Below are 16,998 nucleotides of genomic sequence, written 5' to 3'. Positions count from 1 at the left end.
CCCCTCCCAGCGCCCCGGCGGGTGCACACTGGACATCGGGACGAGTGCCCGAGGCGAGGTGAGGCAGATGCGCAGCCGCTTCCGGAGCGACCGTGGACTGACCGTGCGGATGGGGATCACGCTGTTCCTGCTCGGTCTGCTGTACGTGGGATTCGTCGCCGCGCTGATCGCGCTGCTGAAGTCCTGGGTGCTGGTCGTGGTGATCGTGGCGCTGCTGTTCGGGGCGCAGTACTGGTTCTCCGACCGGATCGCGCTGTTCGCGATGCGCGGCCGGATCGTGGAGCGGGACGACTATCCGGAGCTGCACGGAGTGGTCGACCGGCTGTCGGCGCTGGCCGACATGCCCAAGCCGGTGGTCGCCGTGTCGGCGATGGACATGCCGAACGCGTTCGCGACGGGCCGGAACCCCGACAATGCCGTGATCTGCGTCACCACGGGGCTGCTGCGGCGGCTGGAGCCGGCCGAACTGGAGGGCGTGCTCGCGCACGAGCTGTCGCACGTGGCGCACAAGGACGTCGCCGTGGTCACGGTCGCGTCCTTCCTGGGCGTGATCGCGGGGCTCCTGGTGCGATTCGCCTTCTACTCGCAGATCTTCGGCGGCCGGCGGGACCAGAACACCCTGGCCGTCCTGACGGTCGTCATGGCCGTCTCCGCGGCCGTGTACGCGATCAGCTTCCTGCTGATCCGGGCCCTGTCCCGGTACCGGGAGCTGGCGGCGGACCGGGCCGCCGCCCTGCTCACCGGGCGCCCTTCGGCGCTGGCGTCCGCGCTCACCAAGGTCACCGGCGACATCGCCCGCATCCCGACCAAGGACCTGCGCACGGCCCAGGCCTTCAACGCGTTCTACTTCACGCCCGCCTTCGGCGCCGAGCCGGGCGTCGGGCGGTTCTTCGCCACGCACCCCAGCCTGGAGCAGCGGCTCGACCAGCTCGGCCGCATCTCCGCCGAGCTGGGTGAGGCGGCGCTGCCCGGGAAGTCCTGAGCGGCCATGGGGCTGCTGGACGTCCTGCTCGGCCGGTCACGGGTCGTGGGCCCGGATCTCGACCGGCTCTTCGCGCTGCCGTCGGCGGCGGTGAGCCTGGAGGCCGCGGCCGGCTTCAGGCCGACCGGGCAGGGCGCGGTGTGCTTCGCGACGGTCGAGGGCGCGGCCTTCGAGCAGACGCACCGCGAGATCCGCGCCCTGCTGGACGCGGACGCCGGCCGGACCCCGGTGGAGCTGAGCCGCGACTCCTACGGCTACTCCTGGCTCGTCACCCGCCGCTCCCCCGACGAACTGCCGCTCGTGGTGAACGACGTGCACGCGGTGAACAGCGTCATGGAGGCCGACGGCTTCGGACCGCAGCTGCTCTGCTCGCTGGCCGCCTTCCGTGACGACGACGGGCGGCGGCTCGCGCTCGTCTACCTCTACAAGCGCGGCACGTTCTACCCCTTCGCCCCGCTGCCCGGTGACCGGCAGCGGCGCGACAACGCGCTGGAACTGCGGGTACGGGCGGTACTCGCCGGTGAGCTGCCCGTCGAGGGCGACCTGGGCCGCTGGTTCCCCGTGTGGGGCGCGCCGGGGCTGTAGAGCCGGCCCGCGCACCCCGGGCGCCCGCGACCGTGGGCGGGCGCCCGGCTCCACGCGCGGCCGCCAGGGGGGTGTCTGACATCCCCTAGACGCCCTGTGCGACGGCGACCGTCGGCGGGATGCGGGAGGCGCGGAGGGCGGGCACCGTTCCCGCCGCCGCGGTCACCAGGACGAGGGCGGTGACGACCGCCGCGAGCTGCCCCACCGGGACGGTGAACGGGGCGCTCGTCTCGGCGACCCGGACCACCAGCCAGGAGTACGGCACGCCGAGGGCCAGACCGAGGACCCCGCCCAGTACGCCGTGGAGCGCGCACTCCACCGTGACCATGCGGTGCACGGCCGCCCCGCCGAGCCCCAGGGCCCGCAGCAGGCCGAACTCCCGTGTGCGTTCGACGACGGTGAGGCTCGCCGTGGTCGCGACTCCGGCGACCGCGACCAGGACGGTCAGGCCGAGGACCAGGACCACCGTCGTGGCCATCGTCCGCAGGTCGTCCGAGCCCGTGGCCTGTGCGGCCGGGTCCTCCGCGACGACGCGGCCGTCGCCGCGCTCCGGGCCGGTCAGCGTGTCGGTGACGGCCCGCTGTGCGCGGATCCGTCCCCGGGCACCGTCCTCCGCGGCGTTCGCGGTGACCGTGGTGGGCGCGGTGTCCGTTCCCGCGTGGGTGAGGTCCGCGGCGGTGACGAAGAAGTTCCCGCCGTAGGGTCCGGCTCCGGGCAGGGTCGCCGCCACGGTGAAGCGGACGGGGCGGCCCTCGAACTGCAGCGTCACGTGGTCGCCGGCCTCGACGCCGAGCCGGTGGGCGTGATCGGCGTCCACGACGACGTGGGCGGGTTCGAGGTGGTCGAGGGAGCCGGTGCGGGCGGTCAGGGCGCCGCCGGAGCGGACGGTGGCGAGGTCCAGGTCGGAGACGGTCGCGCTGCGGGCGCCCCCGACGGCCTCCGCCGTGCGGAACGCGGTCACGTCGGCCAGTTCGGGGCGGGAGGCCAGGTCGGCGGCCAGCGACCGGTCCAGCGTCCCGCCGTCCCTCTCGTACAGGCGGAGGTCCGCGGGCGCCTCCACGGCCTGCCGGTGGCGGTCGTAGGCGTTCAGGGAGGCGAGGCAGGTCAGGGTCGAGCCGACGAGGCAGACACCGAGGGCCACGACGACCGAGACCGAGGCCGCCCGGCCCGGCGCGCCCCCGACGCCCGCGACCGCGAGCCGGCCCGCCGCACCGGTGCGGCGCAGGGGCACGGCGACGGCCGCCAGCACCGGCCGGACCAGCCGGGGGCCGAGGGCGATGACGGCCAGGAAGGCCAGCCCTCCCGAGAGCACCACGACGGTCAGTGCCTCGAACCGGTCGTACTCCGTGTCGCCCGGCCGGGGCAGCCCGGCGTACTGCTGCCGGGCGAGGAGCGCGGCGCCCGCCGCGCAGAGAAGTCCCAGCACGGTCCGGCCGATGCCGTTCGCCGCGGCCTCCCCGGACTCCGCGGTGCGCAGCGCCTGCAGCGGGGAGACGCGGGAGGCGGTCAGGGACGGGGCGAGGACGGCGAGGACCGCGAGGAGACCGGTGCCGAGCACGGTGAGCACGGCCTCCGCCGGCGGGAGGTGGGCGGGGACGGACAGGTCGTGCCCGAACCGCCCGGCGACCGGGGGGACGAGCTGCCCGCAGCCCCAGGCCGCCAGTACACCGGCCGCGCCGGCCAGCAGGCCGGCCACCGCCCCTTCGACGATCAGCGCGGCGGCGAGCCGGCGCGGGGTCGCCCCGATGGCGCGCAGCAGCGCCAGCTGGCGTACCCGCCGTGCGAAGACGATGCGGAAGGTGGAGGTCGCGACGAGAACGGCCGCGCCGACGGCGACGGCGAGGAAGACGGTGACCAGTTCCAGGGTGTCGCCCGCCTCCGCCACCGCCGCGCGGGTCTCCTCGTCCCGCACCTCGTCCCCGGACCGCACCAGCGCTCCGGGCACCGCCTGCCGGATCCGCTCCGCCAGCCGCTCCGGATCCGCCGACGCAAAGGACGCGGTGTCGGTGCGGACGTCGACGCGGGAGTAGCCGGACGCGCCGAGCAGGTCTTTGAGGTGCGGGCCGGGGGCGTACCCCGTGGGCTCGGCGTCGTCGGTGGCGGTGCCGCGGACGATGCCGCTGACCTCGACCGTCACCCTTCGGGTGCCGTCGCCGTCGGCCCCGGGCCGCAGCAGGACGAGCGACGAGCCCGGTGCGAGACCGTATTCCCGCGCGGCCCGCGTGTCGACGGCGAGCCGGCCCGGCCCGGCGGGGTAGGTGCCTTTGACCAGGCGGACCTCGGCCAGGGCGCCGGTTCCGGGGTCCGCGGACAGCGCGAGGTAGCGTTCGACGGCGCTGCCGTCCAGCGGGGTGCCTGCGTCGAGCCGGCCGACGGCCTCGGTGACTCCGGGCGTCGTGCGGATCTCGCGGAGGCGGTCCTCGCCGATGTCCTGACCGCCGCCGGGTTCGATCACCAGCGACACCGCTTCGGGTGTCCCGCGGAAGTCGTCGACGACGGTCGCGGTGATGACCTGCTGGGCCATGACGGTGCCGAAGACGACGAACGCGGCGATCAGCAGCGACAGTCCGGTCGCCGCGAACCGTCCGGGCCGCCGCAGCAGCTCCGCCACCTGGGAGCCCAGGACGGTCGCGCGCCAGGGGTTCCTCATCGCCGCCCCGCCCCGGTGCCGGTGACGAGTGCGGCGGCCCGCCCGGTGGGGACGGCGTCCTCGTCCCGGACGACCCGTCCGTCCGCGAGGGTCAGCACCCGGTCCGCGTACCGCGCCGCCGTGGGGTCGTGGGTGACCATGACGACCGTCTGGCCGAGCTCGTCGACGGAGCGGCGCAGCATGGTGAGGACTTCCGCGCCGGCCCGGGAGTCGAGGTTGCCGGTGGGTTCGTCGGCGAAGATCACGGCGGGCCGGGCCACCAGGGCGCGGGCCACGGCGACCCGCTGCTGCTGACCGCCGGAGAGTTCGGCGGGCCGGTGCGCCATCCGGTGGGCGATGCCGAGGACGTCGCAGAGGTGGTCCACCAGGTCGCGGTCCGGTCGCCCGCCGGACATGGTGACGGGCAGCACGATGTTCTCGTAGGCCGTCAGCTGCGGCAGCAGGTTGAAGGACTGGAAGACGAACCCGATGCGTTTGCGGCGGAGCCGGGTCAGCTGCCGGTCGGACAGCCCGGTGATCTCCGTTCCGTCCAGGACGATGCTGCCGGAGGTGACGGTGTCGAGTCCGGCGACGCAGTGCATCAGGGTCGACTTGCCCGACCCGGAGGGGCCGACGACGGCGGTGAAGCGGGCACGCCGGATGCCGGCGGACACCCCGTCGAGGGCCCGGACCTCGGCGGTGCCCCGACCGTAGGTCTTCGTCAGGGCGGTGGCGGTGATGACGTCGTCGTCCGGTGTGCGGGCGCGGGCGGCGGTGTGGGCGGCCATGGGGGCGGTTCCCGCGATCCGGGTCAGGCGCCGAGCGGCGGCATGGACAGGGTGACGCCGGAGTCCGAGCAGTGGCCCCGCGCCTCTTCCTGGAGGTTCCTCACGTCCTTCGCGGACGGTGCTTCGGGGGACTTCTGGGCGGTCGCGAGCGCCCACCCCTCGTACTGGGAGATCTTGGCCCCGAGGTAGCCGTCCTTCATCCTCGCGCGGCGCTCGTCGCCGGTCTTCCTCCACCACGTCTCCGCGTCCGGCGCGGGGCCGGTGGAGATCGCCTCGGCCTCGGTGATGATGCGCTGCGCCAGGCGGCAGTCTGCGGCGGACGCCTGGCTGAGCTCGTCGCGGTCCAGCCACCAGTAGCCCGCCCCGGCGATCAGGGCCCCGGTGACCACGGCGGTGGCCGCGCCGATGACGAGACGGTTCCGCTTGCGGTCCGGCGTGGCGGGGGTGGTCGGCGTGGTGTTCATCGGGTCCTCCGGTGTCTTCTCGGCCGCGTTTGGCGACAGTGAGAAGTCTGGATTCCGGCGGCCCGCCGGACATCGGCCAGGGATCCGAGATCGGACGCCGCGGATCTGACACACCGGACCGGGGGGTTCCTGCGTCCCCGGGGGCAGAGCCCGGGGACGCTTCTGCACCCTCAGGGGGAGGGGCGGACCAGCCCGGACTCATAGGCGAACACGACGGCCTGGGCGCGGTCCCGCAGGTGCAGTTTGGCCATGAGGTTGCCCAGGTGCGTCTTCACCGTGGCCTCCGCGACGTAGAGGTCCGCCGCGATCTCGGCGTTGGACAGCCCCCGGGCGACCAGGGTGAGCACGTCCCGCTCCCGCCCGGTGAGGACGTCCAGCCGTTCGGCCTGCCCGTTCGCCGGCGCGAGCCGGTCCGAGACCCGGTCGAGGAGCAGCCGGGTGATGCGCGGCGCCACCACCGACTCCCCCGCGGCCAGGACCCGGATGGCGTTCACGACCTCCGTGGCCGGGGCGTTCTTCAGCAGGAAGCCACCGGCTCCTGCGCGCAGCGCCGCGAAGGCGTCGTCGTCGTTGTCGAAGGTGGTCAGCACCAGCACGCCGGGCGGGGCGTCCCACCGCATCAGCTGTTCCGTGGCCTGGATGCCGTCCATGACGGGCATGCGGATGTCCATGATGACGACGTCCGCCTCGACCTTTCGCAGCAGGTCGAGGGCGTCCGCCCCGTTCTCCGCCTCCCCGACGACGTCGATGTCCTCCTGGCCGGCCAGGACCATGGAGAAGCCGGCCCGGATCAGGGGCTGGTCGTCCACCACGACCACGCGGATCGGTCCGTCTGCCTGTGCCATCACGTCGCCCTTGTCGGAATCGATGCTTGTACGTGCCACCCACTGCCCAGCCGGGGGCCGGCCTCGAAGGTGCCGCCGGCGAGTTCCGCCCGCTCCCGCATCCCCACGAGTCCGTTCCCCCCGGAGCGGCCGCCGACGCCGCTGCCCGCGAGGGTGCCCGCTCCGTCGTCGGTCACGTCGATCAGCAGTGTGCCCCGCTCTTCGCGGAGCCGGATGTCGACCCCGGCTCCGGCCCCGGCGTGGCGGAGCACGTTGGTGAGGCACTCCTGGACGATGCGGAAGGCCGTCATCTCCTCCGCCGGCGACAGCCGTCCCTCGCCGACCTCGATCGACACGTCCACGGTCAGCCCGGCGGCCCGTGCGCGGTCGGCGACGACCCCGACCTCGTCGAGGGTGATCAGGCGTCGTGGCGGGCCGCCGTCGGCGGGGTCCGGGGTGCCGGAGTCCGGGTTTCCCTCGCGCAGCACGCGGACGATGCGGTGCATGTCGTCGATGGCGTCCCGGCCCGTGGCGGCGATCGTCTTCAGCGCGGATTCGGCCATGTCCGGCGACTTGCGCAGCACGGATCCGGCGCCGTCCGCCTGAAGGATCATCACGGCCAGGCTGTGCGCCACCACGTCGTGCAGTTCACGGGCGATCTCGGCCCGTTCCCGGGTCGCGGCCAGCCGGACCCGCTGCTCCTGTTCCCGCTCGGCGTGCCAGGCGCGGGCGGCCTGGCTCTCGGCGTAGAGGCGCCGTGTGTGCAGGGCGAAGGCGGTCAGCCAGACCGTCAGCGTCAGTCCCCAGTAGATGAGGAGCATCTCGAGGTCGACGAACGGCTCGACGCCCGCAGCGGGCATGCCCACCGTCCCGGCCGCCGTGGCCAGCAGCACCGCGGCACCCGCGAGGTACGGCATCCAGGTGGTCCTGGAGTGATGGACGACCGACATCATGGCGAACAGCACGGCCGCGTCGTACGAGGCGGGCGCCGAGGCCAGCTCGAGGTCGGGCAGCTCGGACAGGGCGAACTGGACGGCGCCCAGGGCCAGTACGACCGCCATCACCGTACCGGGGAACCGCCTGCGGGCCAGCAGGCTCAGTGCCATCGCACCGCCGAGGAGCAGGTCGTAGTCGGCGCTGTAGTACTCCGCCGCGACCAGGACCACCAGGGCCATCCCGAGGTCGCACGCCCGGGCGACGGCGCGTCCGTACCGGCCGGACGGCGTCATCCAGGACGACGGGACCGATACCGTCCTCTGCTCAGCCAACCGTCCTGCCTCTCGTCTCCGGTAGGGCACGCCCGCGCGGCCCTTTCCGGTACAAGTACCGGCCGTGCACGCCTACTTCGGGGATGAGGGTGCCCTCGGCCCCTCACCCGCCCATACTGCCTCAGCGTGCGGCACGGCGGTGCCGGGCGCCCCCCCGGGGGAGGCGCCCGGCACCGGTCCGGCTCTCAGCGGTTGTAGCGCATGAACGCGCGCACCATGTGGCACGTCGTGTCCGACGGCGGGTGGACACCGATCAGTGCCGCCGTGCGGCGGATCCTCTCGTTGCGTGCCTGGCCGGGCAGGTAAACGCCGGAGTCGAGCAGGGCGATGGCGAGCCTCATCGCCTTGAGCCGGCGGTTGTGCGTGACGTACCACTCGCGCGGGCGGCCCGCCGGCAGAGGGCTCTTCTCCACCGGGGCGCAGGGCAGTTCCAGCGGCACGGGGCGCGTCGCGGTGGACTGGGTGGGCAGGGGCTTCGGCTTCAGTGCGGCAGCGGGCACGGGCATCCTCCTGTCGCGGTCGGGGCGGTCGGCCGGGGTCCACGGCGACCCCGGCGAATCCCTCGAACACTGCTTCCATTCTACTGCCCGGCACTGACAATCAGCAGACCGTCACGAGCCATCAATTGCGCTGGTGAGAGGAGGATTTACCGCCTGGCCCACCCGCCCCGCAGGACACGCGCGCGACGGCTCGAAAATCGAACAACGAGGGGGCGGCGTACCGTGTGCGGCATGGAGATCTGGATCAATCCGGCCTGTTCGAAGTGCCGCGCCGCCGTCAGCCTGCTCGACGCCGAGGGGGCCGACTACACCGTCCGCCGTTACCTGGAGGAGGTGCCGGGCGAGGGCGAGATCCGCGCGGTGCTGGAGCGGCTGGGACTGGAGCCGTGGGACATCACACGGACCCAGGAGGCCGTCGCGACGGAACTGGGCCTCAAGGAGTGGGCGCGGGACGCGGGGACGCGGGACCGCTGGATCGCCGCGCTGGCCGCGCACCCGAAGCTGATCCAGCGCCCGATCATCACCGCGGACGACGGGACGGCGGTCGTGGCCCGCTCGGAGGAGGCCGTCCGGGACGCCCTCTCCCGCCGAACGGACGTGTGACGCAAGCCACTTCGGCGACCTGACGGGACGACTGAGCAACTCCGTTCGGTATCTCGTACATAGCGGCGTACGCCCCCCTACCTCTTCAGGAGGCGCGCATGTCGCGCAGGAGAAGTCTCGGTCCGAAGAAGAAGCTCGCGCTGTTGCTGAGCGCCGCCACGGTGGCGGGCGGCGGTGCCGTCGTCATGGCGACCACGTCGAACGCCACCCCGCCGGCGGCCACCACCAAGTCGGCGGCGAACTCGACGGTGTGCCAGGGCCTGGCCACCGCGCTCGGCAACAACGAGAAGTTCATCGAGGGCCAGCGGGCCGCCCCCGACGCCCAGTCCCAGGCACGGATCGCCAACCGCGAGGCGGTCATCGCCCAGATCCGGGTCCAGCAGGAGGCGTCCGGGTGCACGGTTGGGGAGTCGGCTCAGGGCTCCCAGACCGCGCAGCCGGAGCAGCCCGCCCCGTCGCAGCCGGCCCAGGGCGGCCAGGGCCAGGGCGGGGGCCAGGCCGGTGGTGAGGGTGCCGCGGCCTCCGGTGAGCAGGTGTGCAACGGGTCGACCGTCACCCTCTCCGGTGAGGCCGGCGCCCCGGCCGCGTCCAGCAACCAGTTCCCGGCCGGGACGAAGCTGAAGGTCACCAACCTGGACAACAACAAGTCCACGACGGTGGAGGTCACCTCGGTGTCCGGCAGCTGCGTGCTGCTCAACGACGCCGCCTTCGAGCAGGTCCGTGAGCCCGGCAAGTTCCTGATCCGCCGCGCGGTGATCGAGAAGGTGGGGTGAGGCCCGGATCCCCGTCCGGGGCCCGCTGCTCACGGTCGGGAGCGGCGGGCCCCTTCGCGTCCATCGCATACACCGCGCCCTCCTCCGCTCCCCTCCCTGAGGGGGACGGGGCGCGCCGTCGCCAGGTAACACGGGGTTCACATCCGGGCAATGGCCGGGAAATCGCCTGTTGACAAGCTGCGTGACATCGACGGCGGCGCCCCAGTGCCGCAGCGCCGCAGCACCCGCACAAGCGCGCCAGACCCACCCCCGAAGGATGTGGACCGTGAGCTTCAAGGCCGAGTACATCTGGATCGACGGCACCGAGCCGACCGCCAAGCTGCGTTCCAAGACGAAGATCCTGGGCGACGACGCCAAGGGCGCGGACCTGCCGATCTGGGGCTTCGACGGGTCCTCCACCAACCAGGCCGAGGGGCACGCCTCCGACCGCGTCCTCAAGCCGGTCTTCGTCTGCCCGGACCCCATCCGCGGCGGTGACGACGTCCTGGTGCTGTGCGAGGTCCTGAACACGGACATGACGCCGCACGCGTCGAACACCCGTGCCGCGCTGGCCGAGGTCGCCGTGAAGTTCGCCGCCCAGGAGCCGGTCTTCGGCATCGAGCAGGAGTACACCTTCTTCAAGGGCGCCCGCCCGCTCGGCTTCCCCGAGGGCGGCTTCCCGGCCGCGCAGGGCGGCTACTACTGCGGCGTCGGCTCGGACGAGATCTTCGGCCGGGACGTCGTCGAGGCGCACCTGGAGAACTGCCTGAAGGCGGGCCTCGGCATCTCCGGCATCAACGCCGAGGTCATGCCCGGCCAGTGGGAGTTCCAGGTCGGCCCGCTGGCCCCGCTGGAGGTCTCCGACCAGCTGTGGGTGGCCCGCTGGCTGCTCTACCGCACCGCCGAGGACTTCGACGTCTCCGCCACCCTGGACCCCAAGCCGGTCAAGGGCGACTGGAACGGCGCCGGCGCGCACACCAACTTCTCCACCAAGGCGATGCGCGAGGGCTACGAGGCGATCATCACCGCCGCCGAGTCGCTGGGTGAGGGCTCCAAGCCGCTGGACCACGTCAAGAACTACGGCGCCGGCATCGACGACCGCCTCACCGGCCTGCACGAGACCGCCCCGTGGAACGAGTACTCCTACGGCGTCTCGGACCGCGGCGCCTCGGTGCGCATCCCGTGGCAGGTGGAGAAGGACGGCAAGGGCTACATCGAGGACCGCCGTCCGAACGCCAACGTCGACCCGTACGTGGTGACCCGCCTGCTCGTCGACACGTGCTGCACCGCGCTGGAGAAGGCCGGCCAGATCTGATCGGTACCGCGGTCCTCACGAGGGGCGTCCACCGTTCACGGTGGGCGCCCCTCGCGTCGTCTGCTTCAATAGGAACATGGCCGGCTACCGGAAGTGCGACGCGACGAGGCGCAGTGACCTCGAGCCGTTCTGGCCGTCCCGTCAGCACCACGACTTCGACCGGGTGTGTTGTCGCGCGACGAACGCGCCGGCCCTCTGACGCCCGGATTTCTCCCCGGCCCTCGGCCGCCGCGCACCGCGTACGTCCACGACGAACCCTTCGCGCGAAAGAGCTGACGTCTCATGGCGACCACCCGTTCCCTGTCCTCCCTCCCCTCCGTCTCCCCCGCCGTTCCCGCCCCGCCACGGCTGCGTGCCGTCGAACGGGACGAGGTGGTGACGGTCGCCGATCTGCTGCCGCCCGGCGCCACCTGGCTGCCCGCGCCGCCGAACGCGGTGCCCGTGCTGCCCGGGCGGCCCCCGATGGTCGGCTACCTGGTGCTGGTCCCCGCCGACCGGCAGCCGCCGTTCGCGGCGGCGGCACCCGAACCCGCCGGGCCTCCCGGTGATCCGCTGGTCCGGGTCGACCCGGACCAGCGCACCGCTCAGGTGGACGGACGCCCGCTCGACCTCACCTACCTGGAGTTCGAGTTGCTCGCCCACCTCGTGGCGCACCCGGGCCGGGTGCACACCCGGGACCACCTGGTCGGCACGGTGTGGGGGTACGGCCACGTCGGCGACGGCCGTACCGTCGACGTCCACATCGCCCGGCTGCGCCGCAAGCTGGGCGCCGAGCACCGGGACACGATCCGCACGGTGCGCCGGGTCGGCTACAAGTACGTTCCGCCGGCGGGTCGCTGAGCGCGCACGGCCCCTCTGCCGTCAGCAGATTCCCGTTCCCTCCCGCCGCCCGGGCGGGCAGAGTCGCCGGTATGAGACTTCTGTTGCTGGGTGGTACGGAGTTCGCGGGCCGGGCGGTCGCCGAGGCGGCCGTGGGGCGTGGCTGGGAGGTGACCGTCTTCCACCGGGGCCGGCACGAGGCCCCGGCGGGTGTGCGGACGCTGCTGGGCGACCGCACCGCGCTCGACGGTCTGGCGGCGCTCGACGAGGACCCCGGTGAGTGGGACGTCGTCGTCGACACCTGGTCGGCCGCGCCGCGCGCGGTGCGGGACGCGGCGCGGCTGCTGCGGGACCGCGCCGGACGGTACGTGTACGTGTCGAGCTGCTCGGTGTACGCGTGGGCCCCGCCCGCCGGGTACACCGAGCGGGCACCGGTCGTGGAGGGCGCCTCCGCCGACGCGGACCTCACGGACTACGCGCGGGACAAGCGGGGCGGGGAGCTGGCCGCCGTGGACGCCTTCGGCGCGGACCGGTCGCTGCTGGTACGGGCCGGGCTGATCCTCGGACCGTACGAGAACGTGGGGCGGCTGCCCTGGTGGCTGAACCGGATGGCGCGCGGTGGCCCCGTCCTCGCCCCGGGCCCGCGCGAGCTGCCGCTGCAGTACGTCGACGTCCGCGACCTCGCGGAGTGGATCCTCGGGGCGGCCGAGCAGGGGCTGAGCGGGCCGTACAACCTGATCTCGCCGCAGGGGCACGCGACGACGGGCGAGCTGCTGGAGGCCTGTGTGCGGGCGACCGGCGGCCCGGCCGAGCTGCGGTGGACCGCGCCGGAGACGATCCTCTCCGCGGGCATCGAGCCGTGGACGCAGTTGCCGGTGTGGGTGCCGCCCGGCAGCGACCTGCACGACGCGCTGCACTCCGCGGACGTCTCCCGGGCGGTCGCGGCCGGACTGCGGTGCCGCCCGGTCGCCGAGACCGTGGCCGACACCTGGCGGTGGCTGACGGAGATCGGCGGCACCGCGCCGCGGCGGCCGGACCGGACGTCCAAGGGCCTCGACCCGGAGGTGGAGGCGAAGGTGCTGGGCATCGCGGACGGGGTGTAGGCAGCACCACCCCCCGGGCGGGGGGCCCGGCCCAGTGACCGCGCCGGGACGCTCGATGAGACTGATGTCCATGAACACCAACACGAAGCGCGACGGCACCACTTCGAGGGCCCGGGGGATGGTGCGCGCGGCCTGGCGGGGGCTCGTGCTGGCGGTCGTCTCACTGCCCCTGTCCGTGCTGTGCCTCGCCCTGTCCCTCCTGTCGATCGCCCTCGTTCCCGTCGGGATCGGGCTCGTCACCACGCCCTGGGTGCTGACCGGCGTCCGGGCCTTCGCCGACTGGCGCAGGGTGCTGTCGGCCGAGTGGGGCGGCGTGCGCATCCCCCCGGCCTACCGGCCGGTTCCCGAGGACGCCAACCCGTGGACGCGCACCTTCACCCTGCTGCGGGACCCGGCGGTCCTGCGGGACCTGCGGTGGCTGCCGGTGGACATGACGGCGGGTTTCGTGACCGCGCTGCTCCCGGCCGTGCTGGTGCTCTACCCGCTGGAGGGCTTCGCACTGGCGGCCGGGCTGTGGCGCACCATGGCCGGGGGCCCGTACGCCGAGTACGGGCCGTACTGGTACGGCTTCGTCCCGGTCGACGACCAGGTTTCGGCGCTGGGCGCCGGTGCGCTGGGCGCGGTCCTGCTCGTCGTCGCCCACCGCTACGCCGTGTCCGCGTTCCAGGCGCACTTCCGGCTCACCCGGGCCGTCCTCGGGTCCAACCAGACCGAACTGGCCGAGCGCGTACGGGTGCTGACCGAGACCCGGCGGGACGCCGTGGACACCTCCGCCGCCGAGCTGCGGCGCATCGAGCGGGACCTGCACGACGGGGCGCAGGCACGGCTGGTCGCCATGGGCATGGACCTGGGGACGGTCGAGGCGCTCATCGAGAAGGACCCGGCGAAGGCCCGTGAACTGCTGGCGCGGACCCGGCAGTCCTCCGCCGAGGCGCTGACCGAACTGCGGGAACTGGTGCGCGGCATCCACCCGCCGGTGCTGGCCGAGCGCGGTCTCGGTGACGCGGTGCGGGCGCTGGCGCTGCGGCTGCCGGTGACCACCGAGGTGAACGTGGAGCTGCCCGGGCGGGCGGAGGCGCCGGTGGAGTCGGCCGCGTACTTCGCGGTGAGCGAGGTCCTCACCAACGCGGTGAAGCACTCCGGGGCGGACCGCCTCTGGGTCGACCTGCACCACGCCGACGGCCATCTGCGGGTGACGGTCGGCGACAACGGCAAGGGCGGCGCGGTCGTCGGCGCCGGCTCGGGGCTGGCGGGGGTGGAGCGGCGCCTGGGTACATTCGACGGCGTCCTGGCCGTCAGCAGCCCCGCGGGCGGCCCCACCATGGTCACCATGGAGATCCCTTGCGCGTTGTCCTAGCCGAAGACCTCTTCCTGCTGCGCGACGGACTCGTCCGGCTGCTCGAGGCCCATGACTTCGAGATCGCCGCGGCCGTCGAGTCCGGGCCCGAGCTGGCCCGGGCGCTCGCCGAGCGGGAACCCGACGTCGCCGTGGTCGACGTCCGCCTGCCGCCGACGCACACCGACGAGGGGCTGCAGTGCGCGCTGGAGGCACGCCGCAGGCGCCCGGGGCTGCCGGTGCTGGTGCTGTCGCAGCACGTGGAGCAGCTGTACGCGCGGGAGTTGCTCGCCGACGGCAGTGGTGGCGTCGGCTATCTGCTGAAGGACCGGGTGTTCGACGCGGAGCAGTTCGTGGACGCCGTGCGGAGGGTGGCGCGGGGAGGCACGGCGATGGATCCGCAGGTGATCCAGCAGCTGCTGGCGCGGCAGTCGGGCGGTGACCGGCCGCTCGCGCGGCTCACGCCCCGGGAACGGGAGGTGCTGGAGCTGATGGCGCAGGGGCGGACGAACGCGGCGATCGCGGGCCGGCTGGTGGTGACGGAACGGGCGATCGCCAAGCACACCGCGAACATCTTCGCCAAACTGGGCCTGGAGGTCTCGGACGACGACAACCGGCGCGTGCTGGCGGTTCTGGCCTATCTCGACCACGGCCGGTGAAACCGGACCCACCCCTTCACCCCAGGTGCCTGATCCACAACTGCCGGTTGTGCAGCGCCCGTTGAAACCCCTGTGGCCGTACTGACTTTCCATCGATTCGCGGGACGGCTGAACACCCGTGGGGCGGCTCGCGTACTCAAGGGAGCCGCTTCACTCCTGTCGGGCCGCTCGATGCCCCGCAATGGGATGCCCCCGTAAGGAAGGTCAAGAGGAGTTCCATGGGACGCAACACAAGAAAACGTCGTATGCCGCTGGCGACCAAGGTGACCGCCGGGGCGGCGGCCCTGGCGCTCGGCGGGGGCGGGCTGGTCTGGGCGAACTTCTACGCCTCGGCTCACGAGGACGGAGGTCAGCACAACCGGACCAAGTCGCGGAACGCGCAGGTCGCGACGATCAACTGTCCGGACGTCGGCCAGAAGCTGACCAAGGTGCCGCGCAGCGCCCGCAAGGGCGTCGCGAAGGAACTGGCGGCGCTCGACCGGCAGATCACGGAGGCCTACACGCGTCTGGCGGAGACCCGCCAGGCCCAGGCCGGCGACGCGAACTACGTCGACAACGCCATCCTCGGGCCGCTGAAGTCCAAGCGGACGGCCACGCTGGACCGCATCGGCATCAACATCAACCGGGCGGGCGGCAAGGCGCCGCGCGACTTCGGCCGGTTCGCCCGCTGCCAGGGTGTTCCCGTCGACCAGCCGGGCGACAACAACGGCGGTGGCGGCGGCCAGGACCAGGGGGGCGGCGGTCAGAACGACGGCGGCGGCCAGGACAACGGCGGGGAGCAGGGCAACGGCGGCCAGGCCCAGAACGGGCCCGTGGCGGACGACTTCGTCAAGATCGAGGACGTCCAGCCGAACTCCCGCAACCTGCCCAACGGTCTGGCCGCGAACGGCGACGGCGGTTCGACGGGCACCTTCACCACCGAGTGCGGCACCAACGAGAACGCGCTGCGCAACTCGGACAACGTGATCGTCGCCCCGGGCGTCAGCAACGGCGCGCAGCACCAGCACGACTACGTCGGCAACCAGGCCAACACCGCCTTCGCCAGCGACCAGGACCTGGCGGGCGGCGACACGACCTGCCAGAACCAGGGCGACCGGTCGTCGTACTTCTGGCCGGTGCTGCGGATCCAGGACGGTACGCAGGACATCGACCAGGGCCGGCCGGGCGGCGGCCAGGACGGCAACGTCGGCAAGATCGTGGCGCCGTCCGCGGCGGAGCTGAAGTTCGTCGGCAACCGCACGAGCGATGTCGTCGCGATGCCGAGGGCGCTGCGCATCATCACCGGTGACGCGAAGGCCTTCACCAACGGCCTGAACAACGCCAACACCGCCTGGAGCTGCACCGGTTTCGAGGACCGGCAGGTGACGGACAAGTACCCGATCTGCCCCGAGGGCAGCAGCGTGGTGCGGACCTCCGCCTTCCAGAGCTGCTGGGACGGCCAGAACATCGACAGCGCCAACCACCGCACGCACGTCGACTTCGTCGAGGCGGACGGCACCTGCTCGAACGGCTTCCAGGCCATCCCCCAGCTCCAGGTCCGCCTGGTGTACGACGACATCCCGGCCCCGCGGATCCAGGACGGGCAGGTCGTGAACCCGTTCGCGGTGGACTCCTTCCCGGAGCAGCTGCACAAGCCGATCACCGACCACAACGACTTCATCAACTTCTTCGACGAGGACCTGATGAACCAGATGGTCGAGTGCATCAACAGCGGCCAGGACTGCCAGTAGTGCGGTAGTCCGGTGACGGACGGAGGGGCCGGCGGTGGGAGATCCCGCCGCCGGCCCCTCCGTCCGTCCGCGCCCGCCGGGTCAGCCGTGGTGACCGCCCTGGTTGTGGCTGCCACCGGGGTTCATGTGCTCGGAGCCCTCCTCCATCGTCCCGCCGAGCGCGCTCCGCAGGGCAGTGACGGTCCTCTCCTCGCCCACGGCCACCCACTTGCGGCCGACGAGGTAGTAACCGCCGTAGTCCTTGGCGGTGTTGAGCCACTCGCGCTGGCCGCGGTCGGTGGCGAAGGTGGCCAGGACGTACTTCTCGTCGCCCTTCCGGCACAGCGCCTGGCGGATGGTGTCGGCGTCGGTCTGCATGTCCGGTTCGCACTTCGCCTCGGCGGCCAGGTGCTCCAGACTGCCCGTCGCGGTGGGCGGCACCTGGTCCTCGTCCGCGCCGCCGGACCCGCAGCCCGCCAGCGCCAGGGCCGCCACCGCGCCGGTCAGCGCGAGCATCGGTCGGGTCACCCTCATGTGTTCCTCCGGTCCTTGACGGCGACATCGTGACGGCGACACGCCGCACGGAGCCCCGGCCCGGGGCCCTCGGCCTCCGATACGGATACGGCGCCCGCATTGCTCAGATCCGCGGTGACGGCCGGGCC

Annotated in this window: 17 protein-coding genes; 10 read left to right on the top strand and 7 right to left on the bottom strand. The window is 73.0% G+C overall.

The features are described from left to right. Positions 1-67: 67 nt before the first annotated feature. Positions 68-982 carry a zinc metalloprotease HtpX gene (gene htpX, locus IE172_RS03705; RefSeq protein ID WP_190095583.1) on the top strand — a complete coding sequence of 305 codons (915 nt, stop codon included), beginning with the start codon at positions 68-70 and terminating at the stop codon, positions 980-982. 6 nt (positions 983-988) lie between these two features. Then, positions 989-1,567, top strand: a complete 579-nt coding sequence (gene pspAB / locus IE172_RS03700; RefSeq protein WP_190095582.1) for a PspA-associated protein PspAB — start codon at positions 989-991, stop codon at positions 1,565-1,567. An 85-nt stretch (positions 1,568-1,652) separates the two neighbouring features. Here the strand turns inward: pspAB and IE172_RS03695 are convergent, their stop codons facing one another. The 6 genes from IE172_RS03695 to IE172_RS03670 form a co-directional block, all read right to left on the bottom strand. Beyond that, positions 1,653-4,217, bottom strand: coding sequence for an ABC transporter permease (locus IE172_RS03695; protein ID WP_190095581.1), 2,565 nt, complete (start codon positions 4,215-4,217; stop codon positions 1,653-1,655). Further along, positions 4,214-4,984 carry an ABC transporter ATP-binding protein gene (locus tag IE172_RS03690; RefSeq protein ID WP_190095580.1) on the bottom strand — a complete coding sequence of 257 codons (771 nt, stop codon included), beginning with the start codon at positions 4,982-4,984 and terminating at the stop codon, positions 4,214-4,216. The genes IE172_RS03695 and IE172_RS03690 overlap by 4 nt, the downstream gene beginning before the upstream one ends. A 23-nt stretch (positions 4,985-5,007) precedes the next feature. Continuing rightward, positions 5,008-5,448, bottom strand: a complete 441-nt coding sequence (locus IE172_RS03685) for a hypothetical protein (RefSeq protein WP_190095579.1) — start codon at positions 5,446-5,448, stop codon at positions 5,008-5,010. A 170-nt stretch (positions 5,449-5,618) separates the two neighbouring features. Continuing rightward, positions 5,619-6,293 carry a response regulator gene (locus tag IE172_RS03680; RefSeq protein WP_190095578.1) on the bottom strand — a complete coding sequence of 225 codons (675 nt, stop codon included), beginning with the start codon at positions 6,291-6,293 and terminating at the stop codon, positions 5,619-5,621. Further along, positions 6,293-7,501 (bottom strand): sensor histidine kinase, encoded by a 1,209-nt coding sequence (locus tag IE172_RS03675; RefSeq protein WP_229885761.1) that lies wholly within the window; start codon positions 7,499-7,501, stop codon positions 6,293-6,295. Before IE172_RS03675 ends, IE172_RS03680 begins: the two co-directional genes overlap by 1 nt. A gap of 224 nt (positions 7,502-7,725) precedes the next feature. Next, positions 7,726-8,040, bottom strand: coding sequence for a hypothetical protein (locus tag IE172_RS03670; protein WP_190095576.1), 315 nt, complete (start codon positions 8,038-8,040; stop codon positions 7,726-7,728). Positions 8,041-8,271: 231 nt separating this feature from the next. Here IE172_RS03670 and IE172_RS03665 point away from each other — a divergent pair, with 231 nt between their 5' ends. The 8 genes from IE172_RS03665 to IE172_RS03630 all read left to right on the top strand — a co-directional run bounded on the left by IE172_RS03665 (position 8,272) and on the right by IE172_RS03630 (position 16,357). Next, positions 8,272-8,643, top strand: coding sequence for an arsenate reductase family protein (locus IE172_RS03665; RefSeq protein WP_190095575.1), 372 nt, complete (start codon positions 8,272-8,274; stop codon positions 8,641-8,643). Positions 8,644-8,741: 98 nt separating this feature from the next. Continuing rightward, the gene (locus IE172_RS03660; protein ID WP_190095574.1) at positions 8,742-9,416 is read left to right on the top strand and encodes an SCO2207 family protein; all 675 of its coding nucleotides are present in this window, start codon (positions 8,742-8,744) and stop codon (positions 9,414-9,416) included. A 265-nt stretch (positions 9,417-9,681) separates the two neighbouring features. Beyond that, on the top strand, positions 9,682-10,710 hold the full coding sequence (glnII, locus tag IE172_RS03655) for a glutamine synthetase (protein WP_190095573.1): 1,029 nt from the start codon (positions 9,682-9,684) through the stop codon (positions 10,708-10,710). Positions 10,711-10,992: 282 nt separating this feature from the next. Continuing rightward, on the top strand, positions 10,993-11,550 hold the full coding sequence (locus tag IE172_RS03650) for a winged helix-turn-helix domain-containing protein (RefSeq protein WP_190095572.1): 558 nt from the start codon (positions 10,993-10,995) through the stop codon (positions 11,548-11,550). A 71-nt stretch (positions 11,551-11,621) separates the two neighbouring features. Further along, positions 11,622-12,632: an SDR family oxidoreductase gene (locus IE172_RS03645; protein WP_190095571.1), complete on the top strand. Its 1,011-nt coding sequence runs from the start codon at positions 11,622-11,624 to the stop codon at positions 12,630-12,632. Positions 12,633-12,702: 70 nt separating this feature from the next. Then, complete coding sequence (locus tag IE172_RS03640; RefSeq protein WP_403376844.1) at positions 12,703-13,989, top strand: sensor histidine kinase; 1,287 nt, start codon at positions 12,703-12,705, stop codon at positions 13,987-13,989. Then, complete coding sequence (locus IE172_RS03635; RefSeq protein WP_190095570.1) at positions 13,974-14,627, top strand: LuxR C-terminal-related transcriptional regulator; 654 nt, start codon at positions 13,974-13,976, stop codon at positions 14,625-14,627. Before IE172_RS03640 ends, IE172_RS03635 begins: the two co-directional genes overlap by 16 nt. Before the next feature lie 218 nt (positions 14,628-14,845). Beyond that, positions 14,846-16,357: a DUF1996 domain-containing protein gene (locus IE172_RS03630; RefSeq protein WP_190095569.1), complete on the top strand. Its 1,512-nt coding sequence runs from the start codon at positions 14,846-14,848 to the stop codon at positions 16,355-16,357. 81 nt (positions 16,358-16,438) lie between these two features. Here the strand turns inward: IE172_RS03630 and IE172_RS03625 are convergent, their stop codons facing one another. Next, complete coding sequence (locus IE172_RS03625) at positions 16,439-16,870, bottom strand: hypothetical protein (protein ID WP_190095568.1); 432 nt, start codon at positions 16,868-16,870, stop codon at positions 16,439-16,441. Between the last annotated feature and the right edge of the window lie 128 nt (positions 16,871-16,998).

Origin of the sequence: Streptomyces griseoflavus, assembly GCF_014649995.1 — a bacterium.
Lineage (GTDB): Bacteria > Actinomycetota > Actinomycetes > Streptomycetales > Streptomycetaceae > Streptomyces > Streptomyces griseoflavus.
Note: the sequence above shows the minus strand (reverse complement) of the source record. Positions and strands in the feature narration are given on the sequence as shown.

What these genes read in the sequence shown, in the direction of transcription:
- IE172_RS03695 (WP_190095581.1), bottom strand. Translation starts at nt 4,217, where the DNA reads ATGAGGAACCCCTGGCGCGCGACCGTCCTGGGCTCCCAGGTGGCGGAG.
- IE172_RS03685 (WP_190095579.1), bottom strand. Translation starts at nt 5,448, where the DNA reads ATGAACACCACGCCGACCACCCCCGCCACGCCGGACCGCAAGCGGAAC.
- IE172_RS03630 (WP_190095569.1), top strand. Translation starts at nt 14,846, where the DNA reads ATGGGACGCAACACAAGAAAACGTCGTATGCCGCTGGCGACCAAGGTG.
- IE172_RS03650 (WP_190095572.1), top strand. Translation starts at nt 10,993, where the DNA reads ATGGCGACCACCCGTTCCCTGTCCTCCCTCCCCTCCGTCTCCCCCGCC.
- IE172_RS03640 (WP_403376844.1), top strand. Translation starts at nt 12,703, where the DNA reads ATGAACACCAACACGAAGCGCGACGGCACCACTTCGAGGGCCCGGGGG.
- IE172_RS03675 (WP_229885761.1), bottom strand. Translation starts at nt 7,501, where the DNA reads ATGACGCCGTCCGGCCGGTACGGACGCGCCGTCGCCCGGGCGTGCGAC.
- IE172_RS03625 (WP_190095568.1), bottom strand. Translation starts at nt 16,870, where the DNA reads ATGAGGGTGACCCGACCGATGCTCGCGCTGACCGGCGCGGTGGCGGCC.
- IE172_RS03690 (WP_190095580.1), bottom strand. Translation starts at nt 4,984, where the DNA reads ATGGCCGCCCACACCGCCGCCCGCGCCCGCACACCGGACGACGACGTC.
- htpX (WP_190095583.1), top strand. Translation starts at nt 68, where the DNA reads ATGCGCAGCCGCTTCCGGAGCGACCGTGGACTGACCGTGCGGATGGGG.
- IE172_RS03680 (WP_190095578.1), bottom strand. Translation starts at nt 6,293, where the DNA reads ATGGCACAGGCAGACGGACCGATCCGCGTGGTCGTGGTGGACGACCAG.
- IE172_RS03665 (WP_190095575.1), top strand. Translation starts at nt 8,272, where the DNA reads ATGGAGATCTGGATCAATCCGGCCTGTTCGAAGTGCCGCGCCGCCGTC.
- pspAB (WP_190095582.1), top strand. Translation starts at nt 989, where the DNA reads ATGGGGCTGCTGGACGTCCTGCTCGGCCGGTCACGGGTCGTGGGCCCG.
- IE172_RS03645 (WP_190095571.1), top strand. Translation starts at nt 11,622, where the DNA reads ATGAGACTTCTGTTGCTGGGTGGTACGGAGTTCGCGGGCCGGGCGGTC.
- IE172_RS03660 (WP_190095574.1), top strand. Translation starts at nt 8,742, where the DNA reads ATGTCGCGCAGGAGAAGTCTCGGTCCGAAGAAGAAGCTCGCGCTGTTG.